The sequence below is a fragment of the Moorena bouillonii PNG genome, assembly GCF_001942495.1.
Lineage (GTDB): Bacteria > Cyanobacteriota > Cyanobacteriia > Cyanobacteriales > Coleofasciculaceae > Moorena > Moorena bouillonii.
In genome coordinates this window covers 231,398-242,130 of sequence record NZ_MKZS01000001.1, presented here as the reverse complement: position 1 = coordinate 242,130, position 10,733 = coordinate 231,398, and the positions used below count along the sequence as shown (strand labels likewise).

The following is a 10,733-nucleotide window of genomic DNA, read 5'->3' as shown; positions in this document are numbered from 1 at the left end:
CCTCACTCATACCCCTCTAGCTTCTAGAGGCTCCTAGTGAGAACGAGCCGCACCCCATTACCCAGTAAGTTGATTAGTACTTGTCGCAGGCGTTTTTCATCGGCATAAATGTGATTGGGGAGTTGAGCAAAGGGTTGGTAACTAAAGGAAATTTCCTTCTGATCAGCGCGAATACAGCAGATATCAACTAGGTTTTCTAGAAAGGAGGGAAAATGAAAACTGGTTGGGTACAGTTCCATTTTCTTGGCCTCGATTTTAGAAATATCTAAAATATCGTTAATCAAGGTAAGTAGGTGGTTGCCACATTGGTGGATGACACGGATGCCCTTGAGTTCCTCAGGGCTCATGATTTTAGAGCGTTGGAGGATTTGGGTATAGCCGAGGATGCCATTGAGGGGAGTGCGCAGTTCATGACTCATATTGGCCAGGAACTCACTTTTAGCACGGTTGGCAATTTCAGCGGTTTCTTTAGCTGCTTGTAATTCTTGGCTGAGGAGCTGTTGACGTTGAACTTCTGCTTCTTTGGATGCCAAAAGATGCTTTACTTGTTTAATCAGATGATTCAAAGAAGTGCCTAAGACTCCTATTTCATCTTGGGATATGATCGGGGCTTGTAGAGTAAAATCATCATCTTTAGTGACGCGCTGGGCTACTTCTGTTACTTGTTTAATGTTACGGATAATCAACAAGGTAACCCTGTTGGCAACTAGGGTGGTAATTGCTGACCCCAGCAAGCACAAAGCACTGATACTTAACCACAACTGTCCCTGCACTTGCTCAAGAGGTGCGGCGGAGTAGAGTAAAACCAGTGTGCCCCCCTTACCATTGATCCCGGTGATCTCTACACTTTTGGCAATGTAGTTTTTCTCGGCAATAGTGACCTGCACTGGTAGGGATTGGATTGGCGGTGGCTGCCAAGGAGTGTTTTTAGCATCGGTTAAGGTAGAGGCAGTAACCTGAGAATCGTAGAAGGTAACCAGGTGATGGTGCCTATGGGGGCGTAATTGTTCGAGCCATTCATCGCTAATGGTAATGCCAACGATTATTCCCCCTAAGATTTCCTGGGCAGACTTCACCGAGGTTAGACCGACTAGAAGCGATGCTGTATTGTCTTCAGCTGGCAGGAAATCGAACAAATCCATGCCAATGCTTGCGGCTTGGTTGAGTGTCTCGTCAATTAGCTCAACTTGGTTAAGGTCTGCCTGCCGCAGTTCCAGCAATACAGACCCGTTCTTGTCTACGAGTTTAAGCAGATCGAGCTGATAAGATAACTGTATCGGCAGTAAATACTGAAACAGCTTTTGCCGGTTCCCTGTCGCAACCAATGTGGAAACATCCTCTCTGTCTGCTATCCACCTTGCCTTCAAAAATAGAGTTTCTTTTTCCTGTTCAAAGGCATGCAATTGTACGGATGAGAAGTTCTGGATCTTATTTTTCAGTTGCAGTTCTATACGCTTAGTGAAAAAATAGCCCAAACTAAAGGTTCCTACTATCCACATTCCCAGGAACACAGAGAGCATCGGCCATAGTATTTTTGCTCTGAGGGAAAGTTTCGAGTACATCTGTCGGAACATGTCACTACTACTCCTGTTCCTGGCTAGATGGTATAAACCCTGATCCGAGCAGATGGTTGCCTCCTTCTTTGCTAAAGGCGAAGTCAATAAAGGTTTGGGAGATATCTGAGGGAGCTTGGCGGTAGACGATGCCAAGGCGACGCACCATTTTATACTTACCTGACTGAATGTTTTCAGGGGTGGGTTCTACGCCATCGAGGCTGAGGCGGTTCACAGGTAGCTGATTAGCGATCGCATAGGCCAGGGAAAAAGCACCGATGCTGTAGGGTGTACTCTCAACCGCTGCAATTAAATCAGCTTCGTGGCGCAAAATCACTGCTTCTGGAGCATTCTTGAGGTCTGACCCAAGGTAATATTTCCGCAATAGTTTCTTGGCTGACTCATCCTCATGTCGATCCAGCACGATAATTGTTGCGTCTGGTCCCCCTAGCTTTTGCCAATTGGTCACCTTGCCGCTGTAGATTGCCTTGAGTTGTTCGGTTTGCAAATTGGTTACTCCTACGACACTAGGGTGAGTTGCTACTACTAAACCATCTTTGGCGATTTCCCGATATACTAAAGAGCCATCATCCTCCTCTGGTTTCAAGGTCCTGGTAACAGTACCAAGATCAACTAATTTGTCTTTAGCGCCAGCGATTCCACCAGGGGATTGACTTTTTGGCAAAAAGGTAATGACTGTGTTTTCAGTCTTAGCTTCATAGGCAGCGGCTAATACCTTCATGGCTGGATAGGGACTCCCTGCCCCAGTAATCTTGATTTCCTGCTGGGGTTGTTGGACATTGGTCGCTTGGTTGGTGTTGGGAGTGCAGCTTACCAACATGGCTAGACTCGTCCCTAGAGCTAGAGTAAACCAGGTATTTAACTTCAACATCTCCAATAAACTATTAATTTTACTCTTGATAATCACGAGTTTTTGGTGAGCCTCAGACATGCCTTGAGCAACTTAGGTTCTAGTGCCAGAGTCAATGCCATAAAGGTGCAACACGACCCTTTTTGAAGGAGACAAGGGAGCCTGTTAAAGGTTTGAATGAATTGATTGAAACCGTCTTTGACAATCAGGATTGATTGGTTAAGTTCATTTTTCATCTAGTCATAGAATATCCTCCTCAAGAGAGATGCAGCCATTGTCTTTTATTACTAGTTTAGTTAAACTATTGCGAATACTTTCCAGTTATGGTATTCTACAATAGCCATATTATAGAGTTCCCAGCTAATCTTACCCAAATAACAGTTTCAGCTTAATCTCTAGTTTATTTTGTTGGTATGTGATCGGAAAAATTTACTAACCAAAAATAGTTTTGTGGATTGGTTATTAATAGTTACTTGTGATCTAGCGTTTCTTATACTTATAAGCTACATTCAATTTTATTACCTCTACTCCCGACTCCCGATTCCCGACTCCCTTTGCTATAATAATTATTGCTCCCGATATTGCTGAATAAACTTTCTGATTTTCTTGAGGTTAAACTCTTCGGCTAATTGACGGAGATGTTGGCTAAATGGGATTAATTTATCATCAGATGTTTCCAGGATTTCAACTTGTTTTAAAATGTCGCTAATTAAGCCAGTCTTAGCCAGATCGTACAGGTGGTCTAGTGCTTCTTTTGAGGGCGGCACTATCGACTTTTGAGTTTTGAGGGGGGATGGTGCTTTGGTCGTGACGTTTTTATCTTTATGTTCTTCTTCTTCATAAACCCATTCTAGTTTCAGATGTACCCGTAACTTCTCTAATAGCTTTTTTGACTCTACTGGCTTCGGCAAAAAATCATCGGCTCCCGCCTCACTACTTTGGTTCTGGTGATCATCAAACACACTGGCGGAACAAGCGATCAGTGGCACTGATGAGAATTGGGAGGATTTTCGCAACCGTTGAATCATCTCAAAACCATCCATCTGTGGCATCAACAAGTCAGTAATAATCAGATCCGGTTGGAAGTCTGTGGCTTTCTCTAAACCCTCTTTACCATTGCTCGCTTCTTTTAGTTCAAAGCCAAGGGGAGCTAACAGATTCACTAGTACCCAGCAATTTTCTGGTTTATCATCCACCACCAGAATTTTGCGCTCAATGCCAAGGAAACCAATAATTGTCTGATCAGGAACAATCACATCAGTTACTTCTGTGGCTTCTGGCAACTCCAAATCGAACCAAAATACACTACCAACACCCAGCTGGCTTTGCACTTCCAACGTAGACTCCATCATCTCAAGCAGTTTCTGAGTAATCGCTAATCCTAATCCGGTGCCTTCGGCTCGACTTAAGGGATTCCCCACCTGCTCGAAGGGCAACACTATGCGTTCGATGTGTTCCGGACTCATACCAATACCGGTGTCTTCAATTTCAAACCGAATTGTTCTGATCACTCCATGGTGGTTTGGCTTTTTGTCTTCCCCCTTTGTTAAGGGCTTTGATTCGATGACATTTACCTTCAAGGTCACAAGTCCCGTGTCAGTAAACTTAATGGCATTACCGAGTAAGTTAATTAGTATTTGTCGCAGCCGTTTTTCATCGCCATGGATGTGATTGGGGAGTTGAGCAAAGGGTTGGTAAGTAAAGAGAATGTCTTTCTGATCAGCGCGAATACAGCAGATATCAACTAGGTTTTCTAGAAAGGAGGGAAAATGAAAACTGGTTGGGTACAGTTCCATTTTCTTGGCCTCGATTTTAGAAATATCTAAAATATCGTTAATCAAGGTAAGTAGGTGGTTGCCACATTGGTGGATGACACGGATGCCCTTGAGTTCCTCAGGGCTCATGATTTTAGAGCGTTGGAGGATTTGGGTATAGCCGAGGATGCCATTGAGGGGAGTGCGCAGTTCATGACTCATATTGGCCAGGAACTCACTTTTAGCACGGTTGGCAATTTCAGCGGTTTCTTTAGCTACTTGTAATTCTTCGCTCAGGAGCTGTTGACGTTGAATTTCTACATCTTGAGCTGCTAACAGTGTTTTACTGGTATAGAAGGCTAATAGGGCTGCAGTTGAAATTGATAGGATCATGGTTATCAAAATGATTCGAGTCCGAAGCCTTTCAGAAGCCTCTAGCACAGCTTTGGCATGTGGTATTTCCTCCTCAACTTCCTCTATTATTTCCTCAAGATCATAGACGAAACTTCTGAGGTTGAGCCCTAAAGGACTCTTGCTTAAATCTAAAAACTTTTTTTGGGCTTTCTCGATGTGTTCTGGGGTCAAATTCGACGGATCAATTTGCCGCAATAGTGCCTCTATACGTTGGGTGTAGACTTGTATTAGGCTGTCATAATTTTTGATAAGGTTATTTAAAAGTTCAACTTCCTCTGGTAGCTCATATACCTCTGAATTTTTGTAAGACTCTTTTAATGCCAACCAGTTTTGCTGGGCTAATCGGGAATGCTTTTTAAAACGAGAATACTCTTCATGAAAAAGCTCTGGTTGCTGGAACATAACAGCGAAGTATTGATGGTGTATTTGTATTTCCAGCAGGTAACGTTGCAAGTCCATGAGAAGCTCACTTTCTTCTAAGGTATCTTCTCTTAAGTTCTGAGCATAGTTTTGGTACCCATTGCCAATCAGGAGTCCAACGGTTGTTCCCAGGACAGCAATCCCAAGGGCAATACCATACCCATAGGCAATCTTTTGACTGATACTAAGGCGATTTAGCTGCTTTCTGAACCAGGTAAGGGAACCTGTTAAGGGATGGCATGAGTTGCTTGAAACCGTCTTTAACAATGAAGATGCGGTGGTTGAGTCTGTTTTTAATTTAGTCATATTACTTCTCCATATCCTCCTCAAGGGAGATGCAGCCATTGTCTTTTATCAGTAATTAAAAACTATTGCGAATTATTTAATAATTGTGGGGTTGTACATACCGGGGTTGTAGATACAATTGTAAATAAAGTGGTAAATACAATAGTTATATTATAGAATTCCCAGCCAGTCCCACCCAAGTAACAGTTTCAGTATCCTATCAATTACCCTTGCTTATTTAGTTTGGAATTTATAGTGTTAGTCACCAGGTTTATCTAATTACTTTACAGGGATTGTTTGATGAATTATCGAATTTTTTGGATTTGAAATTTTTCGGATAATTGACGGATAGCTTGGGAAAAGGGTATAAATATATCATCATTTTTTTCTAGCTCATCGACTTCCTCTAAAAGGTCATTGATTAAGCCTGACATAGCCAGATCGTAGAGGTAGACTAGTTTTTCTTTTGGAGGACTAACAATTTGTGTTGTTTGAAGTGATATGTTTTTATGATTATGATTTTTGTGTTCTTGACATTCAAAAACTTTTGGCTGATTTTTTTGAAAATTTATTTCATGGTATTCTGGATAAGTTGGTACGTCTAAATCTATAGTAAAACTACTACCTTTGCCTGGTTTACTCTCGACATTAATGTCACCTTCCATCCTCTTGACAAGTTTCTGGGTAATTGCTAAACCCAGTCCAGTACCTTCCACATAACCAGAGGTATTTTCTAGCTTTTCAAAGGGCAAAAATAGTTTAGATAATTGCTCGCTATTCATGCCAATACCGGTGTCTTTTAATTCAAAGCGAATAGTGGTAATCTGTTGGAGTTTATTTGTTATTTAATCTTTAGCATTTTTCCTTGATTCAAGGACACTAACCTTAAAGGCTACTCCCCCTGTTTCAGTAAATTTAATGCCATTGTCGAGTAAGTTAATCAGCACTTGTAGCAAGCGTTTTTCGTCAACAGTAATTGCTCTAGGTAGTCGAGAAGTCGCTTGGTAACTATAGGAAATACCCTTTTGTTCTGCTTTCAACTGACAAATTGCCACGATGTCCTTCAAGAAGGTACCAAAATCAACCGTTTCGGGGTGGAGTTCTAATTGATCAGCTTCAATTGTACAGAGGTCTAAAATCTCATTGATCAGGCTCAGCAGATTAGAGCCGCACTGCTCGATAATATCAATACCTTTCTTGTCGTTAGCAGTTAGACTAGTTGATTTTTTCAGGATTTGAGCGTAACCCAAAATACCGTTGAGGGGAGTACGGACTTCGTGGCTGATGTTGGCAAGAAATATACTTTTAGCACGGTTAGCAGCTTCACTTTCCACTGCTGCCCGAACTGCTGCTTCTTTAGCTTTCTGGAGTTCCACTGTCCGTTGCTCAACTCGCTGTTCTAGCTGTCTTTCACTCTCCACCAGTGCTGCTACTGCTGAAATGCGATCGCTAATATAGATAGCCAGCAATATGGTAAGTAATAGTCCCCCCAAGGAAACAGTCCAGGGATACCAAGTTCTTCGACTCCCGATATATTCGGAATTGGGCTTAGACAGAATCAACCATTTCTGTCCTGAGACATCAAGAATTACAGTATGGTGTAACCCATTTCTGAGGCTAGCAAAGTCTTCCTCCTTCAAGTCCTTTGATGCTTTGGGTGTACTAGATGAATAGGTATAGAGCAATCGCTTCTCTGTTGGCGCAGATTCGTGAAACAGGTAAACATCAATCCCCCTCGGTTGTAGATACTCTAAAGCCCTATCTACGACGTCTCCAATCAAAAACGCACTTGAGGCAAAACCTTCCAGATTTTGGCGACGGGATATAACTGAATTAGTAGGTGTATTCTGTCGATAAATTGGCCATAAAATTAGGAATCCTAGTTGGTGCTGGGTGCTTTTATGCATTAATATCATGGGTGGGGTGGCGATCGCTTTGCCACTATCTCGTGATAATTGCAAAGCTTCCAAACTGACAGAATTCGAGGCTAGGTCAAAACCCAACATTGTCTCATTATCGTGGTATGGCTCAACAAAATAGACAGGAAAATACTCTTCTCTGGGTTTAGCCTTAATCAGCTCTCCCTGAGGATTCTGTTCTATAATTTTAAAGTTAGGAAAACCCTCCTGTTTGGCAGCTTGTTCGTAAGCGGCTCGTTGCTCATGGGGTACCCAAGGAACCCACTGTAGGGCTTGAATATCTGAATGATTTGACAAGTAAGGTTTGACAAACGTCCGCAATTCCTGACGAGTCACTTTTTCGGAGGCAGCATAGACCCCAACAATCGATTCCAGTTGTTGTAGATTTTTGTCAAGGCTTCTTTGGAGCAAGGAAACAATATCCTTGGCATCTTGTTCAAACTCTTTTTCGATGGTTTTGTTTTCCAAATTCCAAGTTCCCATGAACGTTAGTAGGGAAAACATAACCCCTGTAAAAATAGTGATTGCTAGGGGCAGATAATGGACTGTTTTTTGGAGATATATTAGAGTATTTATTAGTTTTTTATTATTCATATATTTTCCTTTATTTAGTTACTTATTGAATCAATTTAATTTTTGCAAATTAGTCATTATCTGAAATCTAAAACATCGGCTAAAGATAACTTTTTATGAAATCAAAAAGGCATAGTCTGAATTCACTGAATATAGTCTTTAATAAAATTTCTAATTTTTTTAAACTGAAAATTTTGAGCTAATTCACGGATATGTTGGACAAAATCACTAGTGTTTGGATCGGATTTTTCTAGGTTATCGATTTGTTTTAAAAGGTCATTGATTAAGCCTGCCCTAGCCAGATCGTAAAGTTGGGAAAGTTTCTCTACTGGAGGAGTCACAATCTCTATGGTTTGAGATGAGATGTTTTTCTTCTTCCTACTTCCTCCTTCCTGCCTTGCTTGATAAATCCATTCCAGTTTCAGATGCACTTGTAACATCTCTAGTAGCTTTTCTGCCTCTACTGGTTTAGGCAGAAAATCATCCGCTCCAGCCTCACTACTTTTTTCCTTGTCGGTGTCAAATACACTAGCCGAAGACGCAATCACTACTTTTGAGTGCAATTGGGGGGATTGTCGCAACTGTCGGATCATCTCAAAGCCATCCATCTGTGGCATCAACAAGTCAGTGATAATCAGGTCTGGTGGAAATGCTGTGGCTTCCTCTAAACCCTCTTGACCATTGCTAGCCTCCACTAGTTCAAATCCCAGGGGAGCCAGCAGATTTACAATCACCCAGCGATTTTCTTGTTTATCATCCACCACCAGAATTGTGGGTGGCTGACCTTTGAAGCCAATAATCCCTCTTTGAGGAGTCATGGGTTTGGATGCAGCTGTGGTTTCTTTTAACTGCAAATCGAACCAAAACACAGTGCCAATGCCCAACTGGCTGCTTACTTCTAACTTAGACCCCATCATCTGAACCAGTTTCTGAGTAATGGCTAATCCCAATCCGGTCCCTTGTGCTTTATTTAAGGGATTCCCCACCTGCTCGAAGGGCAAAAATATTCGTTCGATTTGTTCCGCACTCATGCCAATACCCGTGTCTTCAATTTTAAATCGAATTGTTGTTAACAGTTCTTGGCTATTGGTAATTTGTCCATTCTCCTTCTCCCTTGATTTAAGGACACTTACTGTAAACTTAACGTCTCCAGTGTCAGTAAACTTAATCCCATTACCCAGTAAGTTAATCAGCACTTGTCGCAGGCGTTTTTCATCAGCATGGATGCCGGTGGTAAGTTCAGAAAGGGGTTGGTAAGTAAACAAAATGTCCTTGTTTTGAACTCGGATTTCGCAGATGTCAATCAGGTTCTGAAGAAAAGACGAAAAATTAAAATCTGTCCGGTAGAGTTCCATTTTACCAGCTTCAATTTTGGACAGGTCTAAAATGTCATTAATTAGGGTGAGCAGATGATCACCACATTGATGGATAATGTCAATCCCCTTGAGAGACTGATCAGACAAGGTTTTGGAGCGTTTCAGGATTTGGGTGTAACCGAGGATGCCATTGAGAGGGGTGCGGAGTTCATGGCTCATGTTGGCGAGAAATTCGCTTTTGGCACGGTTGGCCACTGCGCTTTGCGCCGCAGCGCGAACGGCTGCTTCTTTTGCCTGTTTGAGGTCTTCCTCAGCTTGTTTGCGATCGCTAATATCGGTTCTGATCGCCAAATACTGGTAAGGTTTGTCTCTATCATCCAAGAACGGTACAATGGTGGTATCGACCCAGTAATAGGTGCCATCTTTCGCTTGATTCTTAATTTCTCCCTGCCAAACTTGACCACTAGCAATAATTGACCAGAGGTTTCGGAAGAATTCCTTGGGGTGGTAATTGGAATTGATCAATAGATGGCTTTGTCCAATCAGTTCTTCTCTAGAATATTTAGAGATATGACAGAACCGATCATTGACATCCGTAATTACCCCTTTTTGGTCAGTAATTGCTAGGATTGAACCTTGATATAAAGCATACTTAAAATCTGATAATTCTTTGATTATTTTTTGTAAAGTTACTTCTATTTTTTGTTTTTTATCAATCTCTTCTATCAGACGTTTATTCACCTGATTGATTGTCAAATAGGTACGTCGATAATCCAGTATTAATCCTACTAGGGGGATCAGGTAGGCAATAATTTTGAGGAAATGGGCGATCTGGAAATGACTGTCGAAGAGTGCTTGTGAACCAAAAGCCATGTGGAGTTGGGCGACTGTATCGGGAATAGTACTCACAATTAAGGAGTAAGAGAACAGACTGGGATACCGTTGGTGAAAGCTTGGGTAAATAAAAATGCCAGCAGCAATAAACAGAAGCAATGGCAGGATGTCCCATGGTCGGGGGATCATGGAGTTGGGAAATGTTGTTTCCGGCAGAAGCTCGCTGGTTGCACAGATGTGAATTATGCCATAGGCAATCAACCCAAAGCCCAAGCTAACAATAATCACAAAACCCAAGCTGCTGGTTTGGTTTTTTTCTACCCAGCTTCTCCTTGAGAAAAGGCTAGTTCCTAGAATCAGGATTAGTGCATTGAAAAGCCGACAGAGTGTCCAGGTAAATGGAATTAAATTCCGATTATCGGCGACAGCATCAATTAAGTGCTCAGCAGCCACAGTATTAAAGGTATCCATCACACCAGCAAAAAAAAGTGATAGGCCGATGATAGGAACGATTGGGTCTTTGGTGATACTATAGTTTGTGAAGGCTAAGCAAACCGTAAAAACAGCCGTACAGACAGCACTCCACTCCAGGAGTGTGTGTACAAAACTTCCGGACAGGACGGAGTGCATGGCATCATGAAGTTCATGGGGTTCCCATTCAGAGGCTGCCGAGAGGTCAAACAGTTCCTGATGGGTACTAAAATCAACCCCTAATTGATGCAGAAGATAGGGTAAAATGCCTGAAGGGGTGACGAAATAGCCTGAAAAGCTTTAAATGTAAAGCTTTCACCATT

6 protein-coding genes are annotated in these 10,733 nt (G+C 42.0%); all 6 read right to left on the bottom strand.

The window, feature by feature from the left end; genetic code table 11:
* Window positions 1-23 precede the first annotated feature (23 nt).
* The 6 genes from BJP37_RS01050 to BJP37_RS01025 all read right to left on the bottom strand — a co-directional run bounded on the left by BJP37_RS01050 (window position 24) and on the right by BJP37_RS01025 (window position 10,569).
* Window positions 24-1,574 (bottom strand): sensor histidine kinase, encoded by a 1,551-nt coding sequence (locus BJP37_RS01050; RefSeq protein WP_081431024.1) that lies wholly within the window; start codon window positions 1,572-1,574, stop codon window positions 24-26.
* Between the two features lie 7 nt (window positions 1,575-1,581).
* Window positions 1,582-2,505, bottom strand: coding sequence for a substrate-binding domain-containing protein (locus tag BJP37_RS01045; RefSeq protein ID WP_229415145.1), 924 nt, complete (start codon window positions 2,503-2,505; stop codon window positions 1,582-1,584).
* Window positions 2,506-2,990: 485 nt separating this feature from the next.
* Window positions 2,991-5,318, bottom strand: coding sequence for a response regulator (locus BJP37_RS01040; RefSeq protein ID WP_075895792.1), 2,328 nt, complete (start codon window positions 5,316-5,318; stop codon window positions 2,991-2,993).
* Between the two features lie 284 nt (window positions 5,319-5,602).
* Complete coding sequence (locus tag BJP37_RS01035; RefSeq protein WP_269087108.1) at window positions 5,603-6,112, bottom strand: ATP-binding protein; 510 nt, start codon at window positions 6,110-6,112, stop codon at window positions 5,603-5,605.
* A 30-nt stretch (window positions 6,113-6,142) separates the two neighbouring features.
* Window positions 6,143-7,810, bottom strand: a complete 1,668-nt coding sequence (locus tag BJP37_RS01030; protein WP_075895788.1) for a CHASE domain-containing protein — start codon at window positions 7,808-7,810, stop codon at window positions 6,143-6,145.
* Window positions 7,811-7,932: 122 nt separating this feature from the next.
* Window positions 7,933-10,569, bottom strand: a complete 2,637-nt coding sequence (locus BJP37_RS01025) for an ATP-binding protein (protein WP_075895786.1) — start codon at window positions 10,567-10,569, stop codon at window positions 7,933-7,935.
* Between the last annotated feature and the right edge of the window lie 164 nt (window positions 10,570-10,733).